This is a genomic window from Acidimicrobiales bacterium (assembly GCA_030747595.1).
Taxonomy (GTDB): domain Bacteria; phylum Actinomycetota; class Acidimicrobiia; order Acidimicrobiales; family MedAcidi-G1; genus UBA9410.
On record JASLKK010000002.1, the window covers coordinates 145,114 to 169,177 of the forward strand.

Annotated in this window: 23 protein-coding genes; 14 read left to right on the top strand and 9 right to left on the bottom strand. The window is 66.3% G+C overall.

Features of this window, described 5'->3' with window-relative positions:
- Positions 1-3: 3 nt before the first annotated feature.
- Both QF777_02055 and QF777_02060 read right to left on the bottom strand, forming a co-directional pair.
- Positions 4-1,935, bottom strand: coding sequence for an alkyl sulfatase dimerization domain-containing protein (locus QF777_02055; GenBank protein ID MDP6910334.1), 1,932 nt, complete (start codon positions 1,933-1,935; stop codon positions 4-6).
- A gap of 53 nt (positions 1,936-1,988) precedes the next feature.
- Positions 1,989-3,311 carry an acyl-CoA dehydrogenase family protein gene (locus QF777_02060; protein MDP6910335.1) on the bottom strand — a complete coding sequence of 441 codons (1,323 nt, stop codon included), beginning with the start codon at positions 3,309-3,311 and terminating at the stop codon, positions 1,989-1,991.
- 89 nt (positions 3,312-3,400) lie between these two features.
- Here QF777_02060 and QF777_02065 point away from each other — a divergent pair, with 89 nt between their 5' ends.
- From QF777_02065 to QF777_02090, 6 genes are all read left to right on the top strand, one after another.
- Entirely contained in the window at positions 3,401-3,955 is a 555-nt protein-coding gene (locus tag QF777_02065) for a hypothetical protein (GenBank protein MDP6910336.1), read from the top strand.
- Entirely contained in the window at positions 3,952-5,088 is a 1,137-nt protein-coding gene (locus QF777_02070; protein ID MDP6910337.1) for a TauD/TfdA family dioxygenase, read from the top strand. Before QF777_02065 ends, QF777_02070 begins: the two co-directional genes overlap by 4 nt.
- A gap of 71 nt (positions 5,089-5,159) precedes the next feature.
- The gene (locus tag QF777_02075; GenBank protein ID MDP6910338.1) at positions 5,160-5,396 is read left to right on the top strand and encodes a hypothetical protein; all 237 of its coding nucleotides are present in this window, start codon (positions 5,160-5,162) and stop codon (positions 5,394-5,396) included.
- Entirely contained in the window at positions 5,396-5,833 is a 438-nt protein-coding gene (locus QF777_02080) for a PIN domain-containing protein (protein ID MDP6910339.1), read from the top strand. The genes QF777_02075 and QF777_02080 overlap by 1 nt, the downstream gene beginning before the upstream one ends.
- Positions 5,830-6,840: an alpha/beta hydrolase gene (locus QF777_02085; protein MDP6910340.1), complete on the top strand. Its 1,011-nt coding sequence runs from the start codon at positions 5,830-5,832 to the stop codon at positions 6,838-6,840. The genes QF777_02080 and QF777_02085 overlap by 4 nt, the downstream gene beginning before the upstream one ends.
- Positions 6,841-6,849: 9 nt before the next feature.
- Positions 6,850-8,943, top strand: coding sequence for an amino acid permease (locus QF777_02090; GenBank protein MDP6910341.1), 2,094 nt, complete (start codon positions 6,850-6,852; stop codon positions 8,941-8,943).
- A 30-nt stretch (positions 8,944-8,973) separates the two neighbouring features.
- Here the strand turns inward: QF777_02090 and QF777_02095 are convergent, their stop codons facing one another.
- The 5 genes from QF777_02095 to QF777_02115 are packed head-to-tail and all read right to left on the bottom strand — an operon-like array spanning position 8,974 to position 13,847.
- Entirely contained in the window at positions 8,974-9,921 is a 948-nt protein-coding gene (locus QF777_02095) for an LLM class flavin-dependent oxidoreductase (protein MDP6910342.1), read from the bottom strand.
- A gap of 9 nt (positions 9,922-9,930) precedes the next feature.
- Positions 9,931-10,617: a nitroreductase family protein gene (locus QF777_02100; protein ID MDP6910343.1), complete on the bottom strand. Its 687-nt coding sequence runs from the start codon at positions 10,615-10,617 to the stop codon at positions 9,931-9,933.
- A gap of 23 nt (positions 10,618-10,640) precedes the next feature.
- The gene (locus QF777_02105; GenBank protein ID MDP6910344.1) at positions 10,641-11,450 is read right to left on the bottom strand and encodes an enoyl-CoA hydratase-related protein; all 810 of its coding nucleotides are present in this window, start codon (positions 11,448-11,450) and stop codon (positions 10,641-10,643) included.
- Between the two features lie 51 nt (positions 11,451-11,501).
- A complete protein-coding gene (locus QF777_02110) occupies positions 11,502-12,620 on the bottom strand; it encodes an acyl-CoA dehydrogenase family protein (protein ID MDP6910345.1) in 1,119 nt (372 codons plus the stop codon).
- A 51-nt stretch (positions 12,621-12,671) separates the two neighbouring features.
- Complete coding sequence (locus QF777_02115; protein ID MDP6910346.1) at positions 12,672-13,847, bottom strand: acyl-CoA dehydrogenase family protein; 1,176 nt, start codon at positions 13,845-13,847, stop codon at positions 12,672-12,674.
- Between the two features lie 67 nt (positions 13,848-13,914).
- Here QF777_02115 and QF777_02120 point away from each other — a divergent pair, with 67 nt between their 5' ends.
- On the top strand, positions 13,915-14,559 hold the full coding sequence (locus tag QF777_02120; GenBank protein ID MDP6910347.1) for a TetR/AcrR family transcriptional regulator: 645 nt from the start codon (positions 13,915-13,917) through the stop codon (positions 14,557-14,559).
- The gene (locus QF777_02125; GenBank protein MDP6910348.1) at positions 14,556-14,813 is read left to right on the top strand and encodes a glutaredoxin domain-containing protein; all 258 of its coding nucleotides are present in this window, start codon (positions 14,556-14,558) and stop codon (positions 14,811-14,813) included. The genes QF777_02120 and QF777_02125 overlap by 4 nt, the downstream gene beginning before the upstream one ends.
- 133 nt (positions 14,814-14,946) lie before the next feature.
- Here the strand turns inward: QF777_02125 and QF777_02130 are convergent, their stop codons facing one another.
- Together QF777_02130 and QF777_02135 are read right to left on the bottom strand one after the other, a co-directional pair.
- On the bottom strand, positions 14,947-16,356 hold the full coding sequence (locus QF777_02130) for an FAD-binding oxidoreductase (protein MDP6910349.1): 1,410 nt from the start codon (positions 16,354-16,356) through the stop codon (positions 14,947-14,949).
- A 47-nt stretch (positions 16,357-16,403) separates the two neighbouring features.
- Positions 16,404-17,846 carry an FAD-binding oxidoreductase gene (locus QF777_02135; protein MDP6910350.1) on the bottom strand — a complete coding sequence of 481 codons (1,443 nt, stop codon included), beginning with the start codon at positions 17,844-17,846 and terminating at the stop codon, positions 16,404-16,406.
- 217 nt (positions 17,847-18,063) lie between these two features.
- Between QF777_02135 and QF777_02140 the strand changes: the two genes are divergently transcribed.
- From QF777_02140 to QF777_02165, 6 genes are all read left to right on the top strand, one after another.
- A complete protein-coding gene (locus tag QF777_02140) occupies positions 18,064-19,161 on the top strand; it encodes an ABC transporter ATP-binding protein (protein ID MDP6910351.1) in 1,098 nt (365 codons plus the stop codon).
- A complete protein-coding gene (locus QF777_02145; protein ID MDP6910352.1) occupies positions 19,161-20,081 on the top strand; it encodes an ABC transporter permease in 921 nt (306 codons plus the stop codon). The genes QF777_02140 and QF777_02145 overlap by 1 nt, the downstream gene beginning before the upstream one ends.
- On the top strand, positions 20,078-20,935 hold the full coding sequence (locus tag QF777_02150; protein MDP6910353.1) for an ABC transporter permease: 858 nt from the start codon (positions 20,078-20,080) through the stop codon (positions 20,933-20,935). The genes QF777_02145 and QF777_02150 overlap by 4 nt, the downstream gene beginning before the upstream one ends.
- Positions 20,936-20,940: 5 nt before the next feature.
- Positions 20,941-22,044, top strand: coding sequence for a spermidine/putrescine ABC transporter substrate-binding protein (locus QF777_02155; protein MDP6910354.1), 1,104 nt, complete (start codon positions 20,941-20,943; stop codon positions 22,042-22,044).
- Between the two features lie 131 nt (positions 22,045-22,175).
- On the top strand, positions 22,176-23,543 hold the full coding sequence (locus tag QF777_02160) for an aspartate aminotransferase family protein (GenBank protein ID MDP6910355.1): 1,368 nt from the start codon (positions 22,176-22,178) through the stop codon (positions 23,541-23,543).
- A 10-nt stretch (positions 23,544-23,553) separates the two neighbouring features.
- A complete protein-coding gene (locus QF777_02165; GenBank protein MDP6910356.1) occupies positions 23,554-24,045 on the top strand; it encodes an Lrp/AsnC family transcriptional regulator in 492 nt (163 codons plus the stop codon).
- The last annotated feature ends 19 nt before the right edge of the window (positions 24,046-24,064 follow it).

The window sequence follows — 24,064 nt, forward strand, 5'->3', positions numbered from 1 at the left end:
GGCCTAGGGTTCGATGATGTTGTAGAAGCGGGGGAAGTCCGTCACGCAGGCGAACAGGGCCCGCAGCCGATCGGTCTTGCCCTCGGCAGTGATGGCGCCCTCGTCGAGCAGGCTGACACCCGTGGCATCCGTGGCGAAGAGCCGATTTAGCTGGCTCCGGTTGCCGTGCACCACCACATCGGCCGACGCGTGCGTGGCGCCGGGCAGTGAATGGAGGGTGCCGTTGGACAGTTCGAGGCGCACCGTGTTGTTCAATTCGCCCGTGTCATTGAGGTACCAGTCGACGGTCAGCGGGCCAATGGCCGCCGCGGCCACCCCGTCGAGAGACGCGGCCAGCAGGTCGAAGGCCTGCTGGAGGTCCATCCCCATGATCATCTCGGGCCGGGGACGGTTGATCGATTCGATGGCGATGGAACCGTTGCGGAGCTCCTGGGCGCCGGTGAGGTATATGTCGCGCCACGGTCCGGCCTCGGCCCGGTAGGCCAGCTGTTCGAAGGCGTCGGCCTGAAGTAGCCGGGCCTCCTCATACGTCGGATCGGCGAACACCGCATGGCGCAGCACCTCCGCCACCCACCGGTGGTCACCGGCCTCGTAGGACTCGCGCGCCTTGGCCAGGAGTTGATCCATCCCGCCCATGAAGTCGACGTAGCGCCGACCGGCCTCCACGGGCTCGTAGGGGTCGAGGCTGGAAGGGTGTCCGTCGTAGAAGCCGATGTACCGCTGGTAGACGGCCCGCACGTTGTGGCTGACCGTGCCGTAGTAGCCGTGGCAGTGGTAATCGGCCCACAACCCGGGCGGCAGGTCGATGTTGGCCGAGATCTCATTGGGTGAGTAGCCGAGATTGATGAGCCGCATGGACTGGTCGTGGAGCCAGCGGTAGAGGTCCCGCTGACGGGTCAGGTAGCCGTTGACGGCCTCGGCGCCCCAGTGTGGCCAGCCGTGGCTGGCGAACACCACGTCAGACACGTCCCCCCAGCGGTCCATGGCTTCGTCGATGTAACGGCTCCACATGAGCGTGTCGCGCACCAGGGCGCCGCGCAGGGTGAGCACGTTGTGCATGGTGCCGGTGCAGTTCTCGGCCATGCACAGGGCCCGGTAGTCCGGGAAGTAGAAGTGCATCTCGGCTGGCGCCTCGGATTCGGGCGTGAGCTGGAACTCGATCCGGACGCCGTCGAGCACCAACTCCTGGCCGGTCTCGGTGATTTCGATGGTGGGCGGCACGAGGGACGACGATCCGGTGGGTACGCCCTTGCCTAGACCCTGGTCGACGTGCCCGTGCTCGTCCCAGTCGAGGAGCATCCCGAACTGGTACATGGCCCGGCGTCCCATGGCCGGCCCGGCCAGCAGGTTCTCGGAGACGGCCTCCTTGACGAACCCCTCGGGGGCCACGATGGGCACCTCGCCGGCATCGATCCGCTCTTGGGAGACCACGCCGAGGATTCCGCCGAAGTGATCCATGTGGGAGTGGGTGTAGATGATGGCGGTGACCGGACGTTCGCCGAGCTGCTCGGTGACCAGCTCGAAGGCGGCCCGGGCCGTCTCCGTGGTCGTGAGAGGATCGATTACCACCCACCCTTCGTGACCCCGGATAAAGGTCACAGTCGAGGTGTCGAACCCGCGCACTTGGTAGAAGCCGTCGATCACCTCGTAGAGGCCGTGCTGGGCGTTGAATCCGGCCTGACGCCACAACGAAGGGTTGACGGTGTCGGGGCAGGGTCCGTGGACGAAGTCCGACTTCGAGAGATCCCAGCTGATGGGCAGCCACGGGTTGGGTTCGATCTTGTCGATGACCGGATCGGTCCGGGTGGCTATGAAGCCCCGAGCCACGTCCGCGGCGTCGGTGCCGTCGTCGGGTGGCAGCGAGGCGGCGAAGGCCTCGAGGTCGGTACGGGTCTGGGCGGCGGCCGGCTTATGGGCGCGCGGGTCGTCGGTCATCGGGGTCTCTATTCCTGTGGCTGGGCGGAGCAGGTCGGTGGCGGGCTAGAGGATCAGGGTCCGGCGAACACCGGGCCGGTGTGCGAGGTCATAGGGATGTCGCCGGGGCCGTCCTGGTAGCGGTTCAGTTCGAAGCGGGCCACCACGAAGTGGTGTACCTCGTCGGGGCCGTCAGCTAGGCGAAGCGTGCGCTGTTGGGTGTACATGGCGGCCAGCGGCGTCCACTGGGAGACACCGGTGGCGCCGTGAATCTGTATGGCGGCGTCGATGATTTGGCAGACCTTCTCGGGCACCATGGCCTTCACGGCGCTGATCCAGACCCGGGCTTCGGCGTTGCCCATGGTGTCCATGGCCTTGGCGGCGCGAAGCACCATGAGTCGCATGGCCTCGATCTCGATGCGGGCCCGGGCGATGACCTCCATATTCTTGCCCAGGTGAGAGATGGTCTTGCCGAAGGCCTCGCGGTGGAGCCCCCGTCGACACATCAACTCGATGGCCCGCTCGGCAGCACCGATGGATCGCATGCAGTGGTGGATGCGACCGGGCCCGAGGCGTAGCTGGGAGATCTCGAAGCCCCGTCCCTCGCCGAGCAGGAGGTTGGCGGCCGGCACCCGGGCGTCCTTGAACGTTATGTGCATGTGACCGTGGGGGGCGTCGTCATCACCGAACACCTGCATGGGGTGGTCGATGGTGACCCCGGGGGTGTCGATGGGGACCAGGATCTGCGACTGGCGGCGGTGCGGGGGTCCGTCGGGGCTGGTCTGGACCATGGTGATCATCACCTTGCAGCGGGGGTCGCCGGCGCCAGAGATGTAGTACTTGGTGCCGTTAATGACCCACTCGTCGCCGTCTAGTACGGCCTGGCAGGCAATGTTCTTGGCGTCTGAGGAGGCCAGATCGGGTTCGGTCATGGCGTACGCCGAGCGAATCTCGCCGTTGAGTAGCGGCTCGAGCCACTGCTTCTTCTGTTCGGGGGTGCCGACCCGTTCGATGACCTCCATGTTTCCGGTGTCGGGGGCCGAGCAGTTCATGCTCTGGGAGGCCAGCGGGTTCTTACCCAATTCGGAGGCGATGTAGGCGTAGTCCAAGTTGGACAGGCCCTCTCCGGTTTCGGCGTCGGGGAGGAAGAAATTCCACAGGCCGGCCTCGCGTGCCTTGACCTTGAGGGCTTCGATAATCTTGATCTGGCCGGGATGGTGACCCCAGTGCTCGGTGCGTTCGGTGCCCAGACGGTGGAACTTCAGGGTGACTGGTTCGATCTCCTCGGCGATGAAGGCCTTCACCTGCTCGTAGAGCGGGCGGGCGCCGTCGGACATGCGCAGGTCGAGGGACGGATCGCTGGGATCTTCGATGTGGAGGCCGGGGCCGATTGCCATGGTGTTTCTCCGGGGGTGTGTGGGTTGGACGAACGGGTCGAACCTATTCCCGCTGGTCGCCGGGGTCCCCAGCGGGCATGATGCGCGACATGAAGGATCCGGTGCCTGATCAGGTGCGGGCGCTGTTTGCCGCCCGGGGCCATGAGACCTACAGCGAGAGGGTGACGATGGCCGAACATGCCCGTCAGGCTGCGGCGTTGGCTCATGTCGCCGGCGCCGATGACGCCCTGGTGTTGGCTGCTCTACTGCACGACGTGGGGCACTTCCTGGACGAACCGGACTCGGCATTCGGGGTGACCGACCACGGGACGACCGGCGGGGCCTGGGTGGCCGTGCGCTTCGCGGACGGTGTGAGCGAGCCGGTACGCCTGCACGTGGCAGCCAAGCGGTACCGGTGCTTCGTGGACCCGGGCTATGAGGCCGAGTTGAGCCCGGCCTCGGTGGGGACCCTTCGACTGCAGGGTGGGCCTATGTCGGCCGTCGAGGCGGCGGCATTTGAATCCGAGCCGTTCGCCGCCGCCGCACTCGCCGTTCGAGGCTGGGACGACGGTGGCAAGATCGACGGGAACCGGGTGGACGGGTTGGAGATCCCGCCGATTGAGCACTGGGAGTACCTGCTCGGTGCGCCGGAGCTGCGGCGATGAGCCTCCTCGGTGCCTCGGTCGGCCCGGCCGGCGACGTGGTCACCGTCGAGATGGCCGCCGGTCCGGTGCGGTTCCACGCCCTGTGGCTTAGGGACAACGCCCGGGACGAGGCGTCGCGTCACGGGGACAACGACCAGCGCCTCTTCGACGTCACCGAGTTGGCAGACGAAGTCTCCGCAATGTCGGCTGAGGTGGTCGACGGTCGTCTGGTGGTGGCGTTCGGCCCTGATGGCGTGACCAGCGTCTATGACGAGGTATGGCTGGAAGCCAATCGCTACGACGGTTCCGTGACCACATCATCTGGGCGACCGGTCTCCTGGGGGGCTGCCGACCTGTCGGTCCAGCGGCTGCCATGGACCGATCGGCAGGATCTCGAGGCGTGGCAGGCCATCACCAGGGCACTCGTGCGCGACGGCCTGGCCATCGTGGATGGCTTGGCCGTGGGGAACGATGCTGAGGGGCCGGGCGCCACTGGCACGGGGGCGGACATCGTCGACGTGGCGAACCTGTGGGGCCCGGTCCGCGAGACCAACTACGGCGAGATCTTTCACGTACGGGCCGAGGCCAACCCGACCAATCTGGCCTTCACGTCGCGGGCACTCAACGTGCACACCGACAACCCGTATCGCCGGCCGGTTCCCGGGTACCAGTTGCTGCACTGCCTAGTCGCCAGCGACGTGGGTGGGGTGACGGTACTGGTCGACGGCTTCCGGGCTGCCGAGTTGTTACGAGATGAGGAGCCGGGGGCCTTTGAACTGTTATCAACCCGCAGCGTGCCGTTCCGCTGGTCGGGAGACGGTTTCGATCTACGAAATCGGGGCCCGTTGATCGAGGTGGAGGAGGGTGGGCCCGAGGCAGGGGCCGTCCGGGCTGTCCGATACAACAACCGGTCAGCCGCACCGTTCGACCAGCCGTTCGACGAGATGACAGCCTTCTACGAGGCATTCCGGACCTTTGCCCAGATGCTGCATCGTGAGGATCTGGAGTACCGGTTCACTCTGGCGCCCGGAGAGTGCCTGGTGTTCGACAACGAACGGGTACTTCACGGCCGGCATGGTGAGGCCGATCCTGAGCGATATCTACAGGGCTGCTACCTCGATAGGGACTGGATCCACGGTCGACAACTGACTTGAATCTAGAATCCTGTGCTACACGAGATATGTGAAACACAGGATTCTAGGGATTCGAGAAAGGAAGTCGACCCGTGGCAAACCTGACCCTGGCCGTTGACGATGACTTGTTACACCGGGCCCGGGTCCGGGCCGCCGAGGAAGGCACCTCGGTCAATGCCGTGGTTCGCGAACTTCTGACCGCCTACTCGGCTGCCGACCGGGTGGATGCGGCACGCCGCCGGCTCGTGGCCCTGTCGGTCTCCTCGGCGGCTGGTTCTGGCGGTCGACCCATCACCGGAGCGAGCCCCGATCCGGGCTGGAATACCTGATGGCGGCTCGGACCTTCGTGGACGCCTCGATCCTGACCAGGCTGTTCGACGATGACGAGCCAGAACGTCAGGCCGCAGCCCGGGCGTCGATCGGGGCTACCGACGGCCCCGCGTTGGTCGTATCGGGTCCGGTATTGGCCGAGTTTCTGGAAGTCGTCACCACCCAGATGGCACGCCCCCTCTCGGCCATGGTGGCCCGGCGTGCCCTAGCGGAGTTGGCTGAACTCACCGTGGTACCCGCCGATGCCTCGCTTGTGCTGGCTGCTGCCGACGCGGCCGACGAGGTAGGCCTGAACATCCGTGATGCCCTGGCCGTGGAGGCCGCGGTGGTTGGCGGGTGCGACCGGATGGTCACCGAGGCAATGGCCCATGGCAGCCTCGTGCGTGGGGTCCGGGTTGAGGATCCAGCGGAGACGAACGGGAAACCACAAACATGACGACACTGGATGATCTGAACGCGACAGGGCTGACCCGCCACGACGTGGACGCCCACGGCACGCGTATCCACGTGGCCGAGATGGGAGGTGATTCGGGGGTCGGCCCGTTGGTCTTGTTCGTTCACGGCTTCCCCGAATCGTGGTACTCGTGGCGGCACCAGCTACCGGCGGTCGCTGCCGCAGGCTTCCGGGCGGCAGCCATTGACGTGCGGGGCTACGGCTCGTCCGAAGCGCCCGACGCGATCGACGACTACCGGCTGGTCGACCTCGTCGGTGATTGCGTCGGGGTGGTAGAGGCCCTCGGGGCGACCGAGGCGGTGATCGTTGGCCACGACTGGGGATCGCCCATTGCCAGCACGGCAGCGCTCCTCCGACCCGACGTCTTTCGGGCGGTGGCACTCCTGAGCGTGGCCTACACCCCGCCCAACGAGTTCAGGCCCACCGACATCTTCCGGATGATGGGTGGTGACGACATGTTCTACATCGAGTACTTCCAGGAACCCGGGGTAGCCGAAGCCGAGATCGGAACCGACCCGGCCCACTGGTTGGAGGGGATGATCTTCAGCGCCTCGGGCGACGCGCCGCCCCCGATGCCGGGAGCACCGGCTGGGTTTGCCGTAGCCCCGGGGGGCCGGCTGGACGACCGGTTCCACTATCCGGATGGCCCGTTGGCATGGCAGGACGCCGACGACATCGCCTTCTATGTTGGCGAGTTCGCCCGTGCCGGGTTCTCCGGCGGCCTCAACAGGTATCGCTGCGTGGACCACGACTGGGTCGACCTGCGGGCATGGCGTGAAGCTTCGATCCGGCAGCCCTCCCTCTACATCGGCGGGGAAAAGGACGGCCCCACGATCTGGGGAGCCGGGAGCATCGCCCGCTACGGCGAGACCCTGCCCGGCCTGCATGACTCGGTGATCCTGCCCGGGGTAGGTCACTGGATGCAGCAGGAGGATGCGGTGGGCACCAACGCGGCGCTGCTGGACTTCCTGGCTTCGCTCACCATCTAGGGTCCATTCATGGGGAAGTCCGAGCGTAAGGGCGACCACGGCCGGCTGACGCGCTCGCTGGGCCTCCGCCATGTTTTCGCTCTGTCCACCGGGGCCATGCTCTCGTCGGGTCTGTTCCTTCTGCCCGGGTTGGCTGCTGCCAAGGCCGGACCGTCGGCCGTGCTGGCCTACCTGTTGGCCGGGTGTCTGGCCGTGCCGGCCATGCTCAGCGTGTCCGAGCTGGCCACCGCACTACCTAAGGCCGGGGGTGCCTACTACTTCCTGGAGCGGGCGCTCGGCCCCGCGGTGGGGACGGTGGCCGGTTTCGGGACCTGGCTGTCGCTCGTCCTCAAGGACGCCTTCGCCATGGTCGGGATGAGCGCCTACCTGGTCCTCATCGTGGACGTCGACCCCACGATGCTGGCCCTCGTCCTGATCGGCTTGTTCACGCTGGTCAACGTGGTCGGTTCCAAGGCAAGCGCGTCGATGCAACTGGGACTCGTGGTGGTCGTCCTCTCAGCTATGGCGTGGTTCGTGGTTCAGGGGCTGTGGGAGACCGCCGATCGGGGGGTCGACGGTTCGAACCTGGACCCGTTCTTCACCCACGGGGGTTCCGGTCTGGTGGCGGTCATCGGGCTGGTGTTCGTGTCCTACGGCGGCCTCACCAAGGTGGCCAGCGCCGCTGAGGAGGTTGAGGACCCCAGCCAGCGCATCCCACAGGGCATGGCTCTCTCGTTGGCTACGGCAACGGTGCTTTACACCCTCGGCGTACTGGTGACCGTGGCCGTGGTGCCGGCCGATGTACTGCACGGCGATCTGGCGCCAATCCACACGGCGGCCGAGACCGTGCTCCCGAAGGTGGGGGTGTGGCTCGTCGTGGTGGCGGCGCTGGCCGCCTTTTCCTCGGCGGTCAACGCCGGCATCCTGGCCGCCGCTCGCTACCCGATGGCCATGGCTCGCGACGGCCTGCTTCCGGCCTGGATGGGTGGTCTGGGCCGGTTCGGTACTCCGGTGTTCGGCGTTGTCTCCACGGGGGCGGCCATTGCATTGGTGGTGCTGGCCTTCGACGCCGAGTCAATCGCCAAACTCGCCAGCGCCTTTGTTTTGCTCACCTTGGGCCTGGTGAACCTGGCAGTACTGGTGTTGCGGGCCTCCGAGATCAAATCGTACGCGCCGTCGTTCCGGTCGCCCCTGTACCCCTGGACCCAGTTGGTCGGCATCGCCATCTCCGGGTACCTGATCTCCCGTTTGGGATCAGCTGCCTTGGTGTTCGTGGGCGTGGTGACCGCTGTCGGATGGGCCTGGCACCACCTGTATGCCACGCCGCGTACCGAGAGGGCGGGCGCCATCCGCCACGTGTTTCGCCGGTGGGGTCGGGAGGCCGACGACTCCTTGGAGCGAGAGATCAGCGCGGCGATGGCTGGCCACGGCCTTCGGGACCGGGACGACTACGCAGGCCTTATCGCCCGGGCTGTGGTGCTGTCCATTCCCGAGGGAGCCGACATCGGTGAGGCGGCCGCCCGTGCATCGACGGTGCTGTCGGATCGGATCGGGGTGCCCACGGAGCGGGTTACCGAACGGTTCTTGGAGACCGGGTCGTTGTGGATCCAGCCGTCGTCGGACCATCCGACGGCTACACCGGTGGCCCTGTTCGAGGTGCTGGACGTCGATCAGTTGGTCATCGTTCGGGCGTCGTCGGGCATCCGCATTCCGGCAGCATGGGGCGGTTCGGGGGAGCGGGTCAACGCCCTGTTCTTCCTTGCTGGGACGACCGCCGAGCCAGGCCGGGCGCTCCGCCTGGCCGGAGAGTTGGCGGGGTTCTTGCATACCGGGGCACGGGCGTGCGGGCAGGCGGCCACCGAGGACGAGGTGAAGACGGCGTTGCTACCCGGACAGACTGTCCGCCAGTACGCCTTGTTACCCGAGGGCCTGGATGCGGGCCTGATTGGGAGGCGCATTGGTGATCTGAGTTTGCCCGAGGAGGTTTCGGTAGCTGCGGTGAGTCGCTTCGGTGTGGCCCTCCCCGTCGAGGACGACCTGGTGTTGGAGGCCGACGACCAATTGACGGTGGTCGGTCCGGAGAGCGCGATGCCAGTCTCTGGTGCACCAGCGTCCTTGGGTTGACTACTAGCTGGCGCGGGCTGGCATGGGTGGTTAGTCGACTAGGAGGCGGCGGATCTCGGCTGCACCAGCTACCTGCTCGGCGTCGGTCGCCGCGATGGGAGCCAAGTTGAAGTCGACCGCTCCGGCATCCATGAACGGTCGGAGCCACTCCACGATGTCGGCTGGCGTGCCGACCGGCGAGTAGCGCTCGAAGGCCGCCCACGGCGCGCCGTAGAACTTCTCCATGGCGGGGGCCAGTAGCGCCGCACCCTCGGTCGGCGTGTCACCCAGGCCCACCCAGATTTGGTAGCCGTGTCGCCACGCCACGGCGTCACGGCCGCTCGCAGCGGCCGCCTGCTCAGCGATGTGCACGCCTTCGGTGAACCGGCGTGGCGAGCACCATGAGGCAAGCCACCCGTCCCCCCGCCGACCGGCCCGTCTGGCAGCCGCGTCGGACCGGCCACCCACGGTTACCGGTACCGGTGGGGTCGGCGCGGGGCGGATCGAGACGTCAGGCGCGTCGTAGAACTCACCGTGGTGGTCGACCGCCTCGCCAGCCAGCAGGGGTCGCAGCACGTCGAGGGCCTCGTCGGTACGACGTCCACGGGTTGACGGGTCAACGCCCACCACCTCCATTTCGTGGCGGTCCTCGCCACCCACGCCCACACCGAAGGTCAGTCGCCCAGGCGCCTGTTCGGCCAGCGTTGCCACCTGACGGGCCACGGCAACCGGATGGCGCAGGGCCAGCAGGTACACACCGACGTACACGCCGATGGTGGGATGTAGGCCAGCTAGCCATGAGACCTTCATGAGGCCGTCCATGCCGCGACCGTCGAAGAACGACACGTGGTCGGCGGTGAACACGTGGTCGAGGTCCGCATCAGCTGCTCCGTGCACGTAGGCCGTTGCGTCGTCATGCGATGCGAAGCCAGCCGGCGGGATGGACACGCCGACCCGAACCCCTTGGGCCATGTGATTCCCGGCCCGCTGGTTAGCCATGCCCGTGGTTCACGGCGTTCGCTTCTCGCCAAACTGGTCCCATGAGGTGATCTTTTCGGCACCTCGATAACGGGGAGCCACGCCCCACTTTCCGGTGGGGTGACCGAGGGGCAGCAAGGCCAGGACCTCGTAGCGCTCTGGGATGCCCACCAACTCGCGCACGTCGTCCTCATAGATTCGGTGCAGCGTGGTCATCGCCGTACCCAGTCCGAGGGACCGAGCGGCCAGCATGAAGTTCTGGATAGCCGGGTACACCGAGGCGTGGGTCGGGCCGACGGGCATCGGTCCCTCGTCGTCGTGGACCGTCATGTCGATGGACGGCATGAGCAGCAGCACTAGCACCGGTACGTGTTCGAGGTTTTCGGCCAGATGCACGGTGGCCCGGCTGTTGCGTTCCCAGCCCTCGCGGACCGCGTCGTTGGGGAACTCGGTAGGAGCGATAGCCGGTTCGTAGCGCCGCCAACCGCGTCGGTAGATCTCTGCCAGCCCGACTTTCTGCACGGGGTCCTGCACGACCACGAACTGGTACGGCTGGATGTTGCCGCCACTGGGGGCCTGAACGGCGGCCTGCAGACAGGTCCAGATGTCCTCGTCGGACACTGGTTCGTCGCTGTACCGGCGCATGGCCCGGTTGGTCATCAGGCCGTCCAACAGCCCGATCTCGTTGCCGCGGGCTCCGCCCGTCTCGAAGGTCATGGTGCTCTCCAGTTTCTGATCGACTATTTCCCGGTGAACCGGGGCTCGCGCTTTTCGGCTAGGGCGGCTAGGGCCTCGTGGAAGTCCTCCGACGCGAAGGTCACCGTCTCCAGGGCCGTCGACAGGTCGAAGGCGGGGCCGCAAGTCTGTTTGATCCACGTGTTGACCGCCTGCTTGGTGAACTGCACAGCCTGGGGGGCACCGGCGGCCAGGCGCTTCGCCCACGCCAGGCCGGCAGCCATGCAGGCCTCGGGGTCGGGCGCCGACTCTACGATCAGCCCCATCTTTTCGGCGTCGGCCGCGGTGACCGGGTCACCGGTTAGCAGGTACCGCTTGGCCAACTGCGGGCCGACGGCCAGGGGCCAGGCCACGGTGCCGCCGTCGCCGGCCACGATCCCCACCTTGACATGCGGGTCGCCGAGGCGGGCCGTATCGGACATCACGGTGATGTCGGCCAGCAGGGCGATGCTGGCCCCGAGGCCCATGGCGTGGCCGGTCACCGCGCACACTATGGGGAGGTGCACGTCGAGCATGTTCCACACGATTGACTTGCCGTCCAAGCGGATGTCGGCGGCATAGCCGGGCTCGGCGAACCGGGGAAACCAGGCGAAGTCGCCGCCGGCGGTGAAGGCCTGTTCGGTGCCAGCCAGCAGCACGGCTCGGGCTTCGCGTTCCTCGCGCAACTCCTTGAACAGCAGCGCTAACTCGTGGTGCATCTGGGCATCGACCTTGTTCAGGTCGTCATCGGGCTTGTCAACGGTGACGACCAAGACGTCGCCGTCGCGCTCGAACCGCATGTACTCAAACTCGTCGAATCGGGAATCGTCGGACACCGGTTGTCTCCTGTTTCTCTGGGTCGTTCTAGGGGTCGTGTTCAGGAAGGGTCAGGGTCGAGGTTCACGGGGGAGCCCCAGAAGGCGTTCCCCGATGATGTTGCGTTGGACCTCGCTGGTGCCACCTCCAATGGTGAGTGCTCGGGAGAAGTAGTGCCCCCATGCCCAAAGGTCCTCGTCCTCCTCATACGGGTAGTGGCCGTCCAGCATGGTCGACGGTCCCTCGAGGTCCTTCACCAGCGTCATGGCCTTCTGTCCGTGCTTGTCGCCAATGGCCTTGCGGATTGACGACAACGGCCCAGGATCGCCGCCGGTCAACTGGGCGCTCATGACCCGCTGGTTCAGAAGGCGCAACACCGCCATCTCGGTGTAGAGGTCAGCCACCCGTTGGCGAAGGATCGGGTCTTCACAGCCCAGTTCGCGGATGCGGTCCAGCACCGTTGGGTCGTCGGGGCCGCGGCCCCATAGCACGCCACCCTGGGAGAGGGATACCCGTTCGTTAGCCAGCGTTACTTTGGCGAGGCGCCAGCCCTCGTTCTCGGTGCCCACCAGATTCTCGACAGGAATCTCCACGTCGGTCAGGAACGTCTCGTTGAAGTGCCGGCCACCGGTCATCTCCACGATGGGACGGACCTCGATGCCCGGTGTGGTCATGTCCAACAGTAGGTACGAGATGCCTTTCTGGGGCGGGCCGTCGTCGGAGGTTCGGACCAGCAGGATGCCCCAGTCGGTGACATCGGCCCGGGTGGACCAGATCTTGGAGCCGTTCACGATGTAGTGGTCGCCGTCGCGCACGGCCCTGGTACGCAGCGACGCCAGATCTGAGCCGGCCTCGGGCTCACTGAACAATTGGCACCAGTCCTCGGTGTTGGCCAGCATCGGTGGGAGGAAGCGCTCCTTTTGGGCCTGGGTACCGCCGGCGATGATGGTCGGCCCAGCCCAGCCGACACCGATGGAGGCACCGGGGATGCGAACCCCAGCCCGCTGGAACTCGTCATCGATGATGAGTTGGGTGACGGCATCGGCATCGCGTCCCCATGGACCGGGCCAGTGTGGGGCAATGAATCCACCGGCGGCCAGCGTGGCCCTATCGGGGTGTGGATGGGTGTCCAGCCAGACGCGTATCTCGAGGCGTCTCGGATCGTCGTCGGGAGGAAGAGTGAAGTCCACGGGTTTCTGCCGGTTGGGGAGTGGTGTTCCGGAGACCCTAGAGACCAGTCCCTAGAGAAGGGTGGTGTCGGTCTCGAGACCGAGGGCCAGCCGGCCGGTGAGCTCGTGAATGCGGGGAGCCACCATTGCGTGAGTGGCGGCGACCTGGCCGTCGCGGATCTTTCGCTGAAGCGGTTCTCGGAGGTACACCGCTGCTCCACCCGCCTCACGTCCGAGTGTGATTAAGGCGTCGGCGCAGCGCTGGGCAGCGTCGCAGGCCGCCAGTCTGAGGCTGCGTCGGTGCTCGAGGGTGAGGGGGTCGCCGGCTGCTGCTGTGGTCCACGCCTCGCCGATGGCGTCGTGCAGGAAGGCCCGGGTGGATCGGGCGGTGGCCTCAGCGGCGGAGAGAGCCACCTGCCCGGAGGCTCGTTCCGCCAGCGTTCGTTTCGAGCCTTCGGGCTTCTTGGCTGTGGCCAACTCGCCAAATCGGTCGACGGCGCCATCCAAGAGGCCGATGGACACCGAGGCGATGCCGATGGCCAGCATTCCGTAGAAGGGGAAGCGCCAGGTGGGGCCGTCGAGGCGAGGGGTGGCGTCCATCATCTGGAGCCACCGGCCCTCGGGGACGAAGGTGTCCTCGACGCGGTAGTCAGTCGACCCACTGCCAGAGAGTCCGGTGACGTGCCAGGTGTCGAGGTGCTCGACGTCGTCGCGGTCGAAGAACACGAACGGAGCTACCAGGCCGTCAGCCCGGCGGGCCGGTTTTCCATCGGGGTCGACGATGCGGGCACCTCCGCCGATCCAGTTGCAGTGGCGGGTACCTGAGCCCCATGCCCAGGTCCCTGAGACGCGTAGGCCTCCGTCGACTGGGGTGGCGGTTCCCACAGGGGCGGCGTATCCGCCGGCACAGGAGTCTGGGGAGCCGAAGACCAGGGAGGCCACGTCCTCAGGCAGGAACCCGGCCATGAGGGAGGTGGTCCCGGCGATCATCACACACCACGCCGCGCCGCCGTCGTGGCGGGCTACCTCGGCGATCACCTGAGATGCGGTGGCCACGTCGGCCTCCGGCCCGCCTAGGTCGGCGGGGGTGAGGAGGCGAAATAGCCCTGCATTGCGTAGGTCTGCCACCACGTCGTCGGGCAGGGTGCGTTCGGCCTCGGAGCGTTCGGCGCGTTCGGCTAGCGACGGTCCGAGTGCCTGGGCGGCGGGGAGTAGATCGGACGCGGTCACCCTAGGGAGGGAGGACATGGGGCACAAATATAGAATATCCTTCTAGAAACGTCAAATCTAGATAGAAGTGATCTACAGTTTGAGTATGTCTAGTCAGGAGGTCGCCTTCGAGAACGTCGGGCCGGAACGGGCCCCTGACGGACGGTCCGCCCGGACCCGGGCCGCCCTGGTGGAGGCCACACTGGCTCGGTTACGGAGTGATGGCTCGTTCACCGCCGAGCAGGTGGCGACCGACGCCGGGGTGAGCGTGGCCACCATCTACAACCGGTTTCCCGATGGGCGTGACGGCCTGCTGGCCGCCGCCTTCGACCGGGCGCTAGACGGGGTGGTGGAGGCCAGTACCCGCCCACTGACGGCGGAGCACCTACTGGACCACGGGTTGTCCGGGACGATGACCGCTTTGGTTGACGGCCTGTGCGAAGCCTTCTCTGCCGACGCACTGGTCATGCGAGCCGCCTTGGCCCGGCTACCCGAGAGTCGCTCGCTACGCGATGCATACCGACGTCACGAGGGTACGGCCCGAGTTGCTAATAGGCGGTTGGTGGAGTTGGGCCAAGCGGCGGGGCGGATCGTCGACGGCGATCCGGATGAGCTGGCCGACCTGCTCATCGTGCTGGGTCAGGGGATCAACAACCCGGTGTTGTTGGGCGCTACCGATCGTGGTCGACTCTGTGCCCGACTGGCTGACGCACTGGTGGCCGTCCTTGATCCTGGAACCGAGAGGCCATGACTGACGAGACGGGTACCACGGTCGTCTATTGGCGTCGGATGTGCGGGTTCTGCACCCGTCTACTGGGCGCGCTTGAGGGCGCGGGTGTCGACGTTGAACTGCGGGACATCTGGGAGGACCCGGAGGCAGCAGCTTTCGTCCGCTCGGTGAACGACGGAGCCGAGACGGTGCCCACGGTCGTCCTGCCCGACGGCCGGGCGATCACCAACCCGTCCCCCGATGCACTAATTGCACACCTGACGGCGGGCTCCTAGGTCGCGCTGCCGGTGGGATCCGACCCCGTGGCCTATGGCTTGTCATCGGTCGAACCGAGATCGATGGGCTCGCTGAGGCTGATCCTGTGAAGGCCTATGGCTCCCAGGTGGGGTGCAAGAGTGGCCGTGGCTGCTACCGCAGGAGCCGGTTCAGCCATTCCACCCGACGAGACGGTTGGCCGGTGCGGGCCTCTGCCCGGTCGGCACCTGCGGCCATCCAAAGGCCAGCGGTGACACCCACCCAGCGCAGTGGCTCGGGTTCCCACCTCCGAGCCTGGTGGCCGATCCATGGGAGGTCCGTGCGGCCACTCGCCGTCTCAGTGATCAGTTCAGCGATGGTGTGCCCGGCCAGTTTGGCGGTGGCCACCCCGTCGCCCACGTAGCCGCCAGCCCACGCCATGCCCGAGGGCCGGTCAAAGCCACACGACGGGACCCAGTCGCGGGTCAGGCCCATGACGCCACCCCACCGGTGGGTAATCGCCGCTTCACCCAGTACCGGGAACAGTTGCCGCAGCGAGGCTTCGACCTTGTCATGTACCTCGTGGTGAACCCCGGTGGTCGACGAGACCTTCGATCCGAACTGGTAGGGAGCTCCCCTTCCCCCCATGGCGATGCGGCCGTCGGCTGTGCGTTGGCCGTAGATGATGAGATTGCGGCCATCGCCGAACGTGGGTCGGTCGGTCAGGCCGATCTCGTCCCACACGGCGTTCGGCAGTGGTTCAGTGGCCACCATCATCGAGTACAGAGGGACGAGGGTGCGGCGGTGGCCGACCAGGTCCCGGGTGTAGCCCTCGGTGGCCCGCACTACGACGTCGGCCCGCACTGTGCCCTGGTCGGTCTCCAGCCGGGCTGAACTGGTCGGGTCGGCAGGGTGGATGGCCGACACGGCGGTCCGTTCGTGGATGGTGCCGCCCAGACGTTCTACGGTTTCGGCCAGACCTCGCACCAGCCGGCTCGGGTGGATGGCCGCCACGTGTCGGTTGAACCAACCGCCGACCACGTCGGTGGCGTTGCACAATGAACGGGCCTCGTCGCCGTCGACCCAATGAACGTCGTCGTCGGTTAGCCCGAGGGCGTGCCGGGCCCTTACGCCGGCGCCGATCCGTTCGGCCTGGGGGCCACTGCGGGCCATGTCGATCCAGCCGCCCTTGGCGTAGTGGCAGTCAATGCCCTCGGTCTCGGCCACTCGGCCGATGTCATCGATGGCGTCGTACAGTCCACGCATCTGGCGGACCGCGGCCTCCGGGGTGGATCGGGCGGCCCAGTCCATAGGGCTGATGCTGTACTCGCCGAGGGCCCAGCCTCCGTTTCGTCCCGAGGCACCAAATCCGGCGATCTCGCGTTCCACGACCACGACGCGAAGGCCGGGGTCGATTCGCAGCAGGTGGTAGGCGGTCCAGAGGCCAGTAAAGCCGGCGCCCACGATGGCCACGTCGGCATCCCGGTCGCCTTGAAGGGCCGGGCGGGGGTCGAGAGACCCGGGCACGGTGTCGTGCCAGAACGAGACGGCACGGTCGTCGCGGGGTTCCTCAAGGTTGTCCATCGGGTCGAACCTAGGCGGCGGGCGGTTCGAGTCTGACCACCAGGCGGTCAGCTGTCGAAGCCGATTCCGAAGCGGTCCAGTAGTGACAGCCAGGGCCCGCGTCGTCCATCCCGACGGTCGCAGTCCTTGATCGCCCGACGGGTGAGCTGGATGGCCGGCCAGCGCAGCGGTTCCGGGGGGAACGGAAACGGGGCCCGTCGAACCATCTCCAGCGAAGTTCGTTCCGAGGTGATTCCGTCGACCAGATCCAGGGCCACCCGGGCACCGAACCGGCTGGCCCCCACCCCCAGCCCGGTGTACCCGGCAACCCATGCCGCCCGCCCCCGGTGGCTTGTGCCCCACGTGCAGGTGAACCGGCTGGTGGCGGCGATCGGGCCGCCCCACCGGTGGGTGAACCGGATGCCCTCCAGTTGGGGGAAGGTCGCCAGAAAGTGTCGGGCCAGGGTACGGGTGGTCGACTCGCTTTGTTCGTGGCCCGGGTCCACCCGGTTGCCGAAGTGGTACAGCGCGTCCCACCCACCCCACAGGATCCGGTTGTCGGGGGTGAGGCGGTAGTAGTGGAACTGGTTGCCCACGTCGGACAGTCCCTCCCGGCCTATCCAGCCCAGGGACGCCAACTGCGTCGACGACAGGGGCTCGGTAGCCAGTACGTGGTCGTAGACCGGTGCCACCCTCTTTCGGATGGCCCGAATCGGCGATCGGTAGGCGTTGGTGGCCACCACCGCCCGGTCCGTTGTGACCGTGCCTTGGTCGGTTTCGACCCGGATGCTGCTCAGGGTGGCCTCCAACGACCGGACGGCGCTGTGGTCGTGGAACCGGACGCCCAGGCTCTCGGCAGCGGTCCGCAGGCCCCAGGCCAGGCGGGCCGGGTCCAGCATCACCGTGCGGTTGGGTATCAGCAGTCCGGCCCGGTACAGCGGAGAGTCGACCCGGGACCGGGTGGTCGGGGCGTCAAGCAGGGTGGCCTCGATGCCGTGGGCGAGGTGCACGTCCATGGCATCGGCCAACTCAACGGCCTGCCAGTCGGTGACTGCGACGTTCAACTCACCGGTCCGCTCGGCTCCGCAGTCGATGTCGTGGCGGTCGATGGTGGCCACGATGTCGCCCAGGTTCTCATCGCCGAGTCGGACCAGGTCGGCGATCTCCTTGGGCCAGTGGGCCACCCCGTTCTCCAGGCCGTGGGTGAGTGAGGCGTCGCAAAACCCACCGTTGCGCCCTGTTGCACCCGCTGCAGTCTCGTTGGCTTCTAGGACCACGACCGTCCGCCCGGGGTCGGCCTCGACCGCGCACAACGCGGTCCACAATCCGGTGAAACCTCCGCCCACGACCACGAGGTCGGCGGTAGTCGGACCATCTAGCGTTGGAGCGGGAACCGGTCGGGCGGGTTGGTCCAGCCAGAGCACCGTGGGGGCCGAGTCGGCCAGCGCCGCATCCACCACGTCGCTGCGCGGGCCTCCTCCGGCGGCGGTCAGGAAGGAATCTGCCCTCATCGGCTGTCCTTGCCGGCCTCCGTCATTCCAACGGAACAGGTAGCAGAAATGCTACTGAGCGACGAAATCCATTGCATAACTAGCAGCTCGACGACGGATTCAGTAGTGTGCTGCACGGCATGGAGAGTAGTCCTTCCGTGCTCGGGGGCGAGTGGCTCGGCCGGTACTCCAGAATGGGTCCGGCGGGTCCAGATGAGGGACGGGGAGGACCGAATCGATGAACGAAACCACGAACGGGCAGGGCCCAGCTGTCGAGTTGGCCGGGGTGGTAAAGCGCTTCGGCGATCGCTCGGGCACCGAGGTGACTGCGGTGGACCACATTGACCTCACCATCACCGATGGCGAGTTCTTCTCCCTGCTCGGCCCGTCAGGCTGCGGCAAGACCACCACTCTACGCATGGTGGCCGGCCTCGAATTGCCGACCGCCGGGTCTATCCGTATCCACGGTGAGGAGATGGGCCTCCGTCCGCCCAACAAGCGACCTGTTAACACCGTCTTCCAGAGCTACGCGCTTTTCCCCCACATGACGGTGGCCGCCAACGTCGGCTTCGGCCTCGAGATGCGCAAGGTCCCCGCTTCCGAGCGCAAGGACCTCATCGACTGGGCCATCGACCTGGTCGAGATGGGTTCCATGGCCCACCGCAAGCCCACCCAGTTGTCGGGTGGCCAGCAGCAGCGGGTGGCTTTGGCCCGGGCGTTGGTGAACCGGCCCGAGGTGCTCCTGTTGGATGAGCCGCTGGGGGCTCTCGACCTGAAGCTCCGCCAGCAGATGCAACTCGAACTCAAGAACCTCCAACGCGAGGTCGGCATCACCTTCGTTTACGTCACCCACGACCAGGAGGAGGCGGTCACCATGAGTGACCGCATTGGCGTCATGCATGAGGGTCGCCTCCTACAGGTCGACACGCCCGAGGCCATCTACGAGCGGCCCACCACCCGGTTCGTGGCCGACTTCATCGGACAGACCAACTTCCTCGAGGCCACGGTGGCCAGCGGCGAGGAGGTTGTGCTGTCGAACGGCGACCGCCTCCGCCTGTCGTCGGACCAGCCGGCCGGGTCGTCAGTGGCCGTCACCGTCCGACCCGAGCGACTCACCGTGCACCGCCGGGGCGAGGCGCCCACGGATCGTCATTGCGTCGAGGGCCGGGTGGAGACCGTCACCTACCTGGGCAACGCCGTGGTCTACGGCATCGGCGTGGACTGGATGCACCTCGAGGTCCGTTGTCCAGCCACCCTGGCCGGCGACCGTCGGGACGTGGGCGACGACGTCACGGTGTCCTTCGAGCCCGACCACGCCGCGGTGGTGACCGGCTGATGCCCGTCGAGGCACCTCCGGGCGACGCTCCGGAACTGGAGGACGCCACCGAGGTGGCCACACCTGGTCTGGAGCACCAGGCCGAACGCGCCAAGGCGCGTCAGGGCTTTCTGCTGGGGCTGCCCACCATCGTCTACTTGCTGATCTTCTTCGTTGCCCCGCTGGGATTCGTGGTGGCCTACTCCTTCGCCACCCGCACCAGCACCGGCCGGACCGAGTTACGCGACTTCAACCTGAACGCCTACGCCCGCCTCGGCGACGACATCATCATGACGGTTGCCTGGCGGTCGCTGTGGATGGCCGTGCTGGCCACGCTGATCTGCCTGGTGCTGGCTTACCCGCTGGCCTACTTCATTTCGACCCGCAGTCCGGCTGTACGCAACATGCTCCTGGTCGCGGTGATGATCCCGTTCTGGTCAAACTTCCTGATCCGGACTTACGCCTGGCGGGTACTGCTTGACAGCGACGGGCTCGTGACCCAGGGCCTGGAGTTGCTCGGTCTAGGGGATGGACGCATCCTGTTCACCTCCAATGCTGTGATCCTGGGCCTCGTCTACGGCTACCTGCCGTTCATGGTGCTGCCTCTGTACGCGGCCATCGAGCGCGTCGACTGGAGCCTCGTGGAAGGTGCCCGTGACCTCTACGCCAGTGGCTGGGCGGCCTTTCGCCGGGTGGTGTGGCCGCTGTCGCGCCCTGGCGTCATTGCTGGTTCGATGCTGGTCTTCGTGCCCAGCTTCGGGGCCTACGTCACCCCGGCCATCCTGGGCGGCAACAAGGAGGGCCTGCTGGGCAGTTACATCGTGCTGCAGTTCCTTTCGGCCCGGAACGGGCCGGTGGGTTCGGCAGTGTCGGTGGTGGTCCTCGGCGTGATGCTCGTCAGCACACTCATCTACTTCCGGGCCGGGGGGAAGAACCTGTGAGCAAGGGCGTCGCCAAGTCGACCGCTGAACCCCAGGGGGCTAGTCGCTGGCTGCTTCGCGGCCACTCGGCGGCCGTGTTCGCCTTCTTCTACGCCCCGATCGTCGTGCTCTGCGTCTTCTCGTTCAACGACAGCAACGCGGTGGGAAACTGGAACGGCTTCACGCTGGACTGGTACTCAGACCTGTTCGCCAACGACAACATCCAGTCCTCGATTTGGGTGTCGGTCAAGGTGTGCGTGGTGTCGACGCTGATCTCGGTAGTGCTGGGCACTGCTGGAGCGTTGGCCCTCGAACGGTTCCGGTGGTGGGGCCAGAAGGCCTTCGACGCTGTCCTCTACCTGCCGATCATCATCCCCGACGTCACCATGGCCGTGATGATGCTGGTCTTCTTCAGCGAGACGGCGTCATGGTTCGACTGGATTCCCGGCGTCAACCTCCAGAACGGCCTCGAGAAGCTGGTGTTCAGCCACGTGGCGTTCAACATCTCGTTCGTGTCGGTGGTGGTAAGGGCCCGTCTGGCCAACCTGGACGCCTCCATGGAGGAGGCGGCCGCCGACCTTTACGCCAACCGCTGGCAGGCCTTTCGCCGGGTCACCCTGCCCCAAATCATGCCGGGCGTGATCGGTGGGGCCCTGCTGGCGGTGACCATCTCGCTGGACGACGTGGTGGTGTCCAGCTTCGTCTCCGCGGTGGGAGGTACCCCGCTGTCGGTGTACGTGTTCGGCATGTTGCGCAAGGGGGTCACCCCCCTCGTGAACTCCGTGTCGGTCGTGATGTTGGCGGCGTCCATGGCATTCGTCATGGCGTCGCTCGTGATCTCCCGGGCAACGGGCTCGGAGAGGGAGGAAAGGTGAGTGCAATGAGGAAGTGGATTCGAATCGTCGCCCTGTTGGGCATCCTCAGCGTCGTAGCCGCTAGTTGCGGCAGCGATTCTGAGGAAGCTGCAGGCGATTTCAAGCAGTGCGACGCCGGTGAGACCGACGGTGACCTGGCGTTCTTCAACTGGTCGGAGTACATGGACCCTGACCTGATCGCGGCGTTCCAGGACGAGTTCGGGGTCAGCGTGACCGAGGACTTCTACCCGTCCAACGAAGAGATGTTTGCCAAGATCTCGCCCGGAGGAACGGGCTACGACGTAATCGTCCCGTCGGACTACATGATCTCAATCCTGAGGTCGGAAGCTCTGATCCAGCCCATCCAGAAGGACGCGGTACCCAACCACGTCAACATCGCCGACAAGTTCGCCGATCCGCCGTTCGATCCGGGGAACACCTACACGCAGCCCTATCAGTGGGGCACCACCGGGGTGGGCGTGGACCTAGGCGTGACCGGGCACGACATCCCGCTGACCTGGGGCCTGCTCTTCGACGCCGACCTCGCCGAGCAGTACGGCCTGTCGGGCAAGATCAGCCTGCTGGACGATCCACGCGAGACCATGGGTGCAGCGCTCAAGTACCTGGGTTACTCACTGAACTCCACGTCGGCCGACGAGCTGGCCGAGGCCGAGGCGGTCATCGCCGACGCCGTCAGCCGGGTCGCCGCCTTCGATTCGGACCAGTACAGCGAGCTGGTGGTAGCCGGGGAGACCATCGCCGGTCACGGTTACAGCGGCAACTTCCTCTGGGACTTCGAGGAGGGTGAGAGCGAGTACACCTACTTCGTGCCCGACGAGGGTGGCACGGTCTGGGTGGACGGCATGGCCGTCCTAGTTGACGCGCCGCATCCCTGCACGGCTTTCGCCTTCATCAACTTCCTGTTGGACGCCCACAACGGTGCGCAACTGACGAACTTCAACTGGTACGCCAGCCCCAACGGCGCCGCTGAGGAGTTCATCGACCAGGAGGTGCTCGACAACCAGATCATCTACCCGTCCGCGGCGACGATGGAGCGCCTCGAGTTCATCGAGGACACCGGTGAGTTCGAGATCGAGTACACCGACGCTCTGACCAGGGCGCGCGGCTGATCCTTCCTCCCTTCCGGTCGGCGGGTCGGGGTGCAAGACGCACTTTCGGCCCGCCGACCGGGCGGGCCCACCGCCGGTTTCGGGCGGCGGGACGGCGAGATGAACAAACGAACGATGATGGGAACCTGACGATGAGCGAGCACCAGCGCCTGGCTGAACTGGCCGAAAAGCACCTGTGGGGACACTTCTCTGTCCTCAAGAACGACATTGACGGGACCCGGGTCATCGAGCGCGGCCAGGGCTGCCACGTGTGGGACGCCGAGGGGAACCGGTACCTCGATGGTCTAGCCGGTTTGTTCGTCAGCCAACTGGGGCACGGTCGCCCTGAACTGGCTCGGGCGGCCGGGGACCAGGCAGCGACGCTCGGGTACTTCCCCATCTGGACCTACGGGCACCCGACGGCCATTGAACTGTCGGCCATTCTGGCTGGACTGGCGCCAGGTGACCTGAACCGGGTGTTCTTCACTACCGGTGGATCCGAGGCCGTCGAGTCGGCCTGGAAGCTGGCTCGCCAGTACTTCAAGTTGAAGGGCAAGCCCGACAAAGTCAAGGTCGTCAGTCGGAACCTCGCCTACCACGGGACCACGATGGGTGCGCTGTCCATCACCGGGCTTGATTCCATCAAGACGGTGTTCGAGCCGCTAGTGCCCGGTGCGATCAAGGTGCCCGAGACCAACCACTACCGGTGCCCGACCTGTCAGGACGACCCGCACTGCTCGTTGCACGCGGCAGACGCCATCGAAGAGGCCATCATCAGGGAGGGTCCCGACACCGTGGCTGCCCTGTTCGTTGAGCCGGTGCAGAATGCCGGCGGCTGCTTTGTGCCCCCGCCCGGCTATTTCGACCGGGTCCGTGAGATCTGCAACCGTCACGACGTGTTGCTGGTTTCCGACGAGGTCATCTGCGCCTACGGGCGCATCGGCCACATGTTCGGGTGCGAGCGGTTTGGCTACATACCCGACGTGATCACCTCGGCGAAGGGCCTCACCTCGGGCTACGCGCCGCTCGGCGCCATGATCGTGAGTGACCGGGTGGCCGAGCCCTTCGTGGGCACCGGCGACTCGTTCCTGCATGGCATTACCTTCGCGGGCCATCCGGTGAGCTGCGCCGTGGCGCTGGCCAACCTCCAGATCTTCCAGGACGAAGGCATCATCGGCCACGTCCAGACGAACGAGTCGGCCTTCCGGGCCGCGCTAGACGATCTGGCTGATCTGCCGATCGTCGGCGACATCCGTGGTGCCGGCTACTTCTACGGCATCGAACTCGTTCGGGACCGCGACACCCGGGCCTCGTTCAGCGACGACGAGCGCGAGCATCTACTACGAGGTTTCCTGTCCAACCGCCTTCTGGAACTAGGCCTGATCTGTCGGGCCGATGACCGGGGTGAACCGGTTATCCAGCTCTCGCCACCGCTCATCGCCGGCCCAGATGAGTTCGCGGAGATCAACTCGAAACTCCGTCAGGCGCTAACCGAAGCCATGGCTGAGTTGGGCGTGTAGGACCGGCATCGTGAACGAGCTGACGGGGGCCCCGGGACGGTCTACGAGCGAGGTCTTCCCTCTCGACGAAAAGGATCGAGCGATCATCACTGAACTCCAGGTGGACGGGCGCATGTCCTACGCCGACCTAGCGCCACGCGTCGGCCTGTCCCAGGCAGCGGTGCGTCAGCGGGTCAACCGGCTTATCGGGCGTGGGGTCATGCAGGTGGTGGCCGTGACCGATCCCCTCAGCCTCGGCCTGTCCACCCAGGCCATGGTTGGTATCAGCGTCTCCGGTGACGTCCGGGCGGTGGCTGCTGCGGTCTCTGAGTGTCGGGAGGCCGAGTATGTCCTGATCACCGCTGGCCGCTACGACGTGCTAGCCGAGGTTCTGTGCGAGGACAGCGAGGCTCTGCTGTCGCTGGTCAACGACCGAATCCGGTCTATCGACGGCGTGGCCTCCACCGAGGTGTTTCCCATACTCAAGATGGAGAAGATGACGTTCTCCTGGGGCACCGGCTAACGCTTGCTTCCCGGTCTCA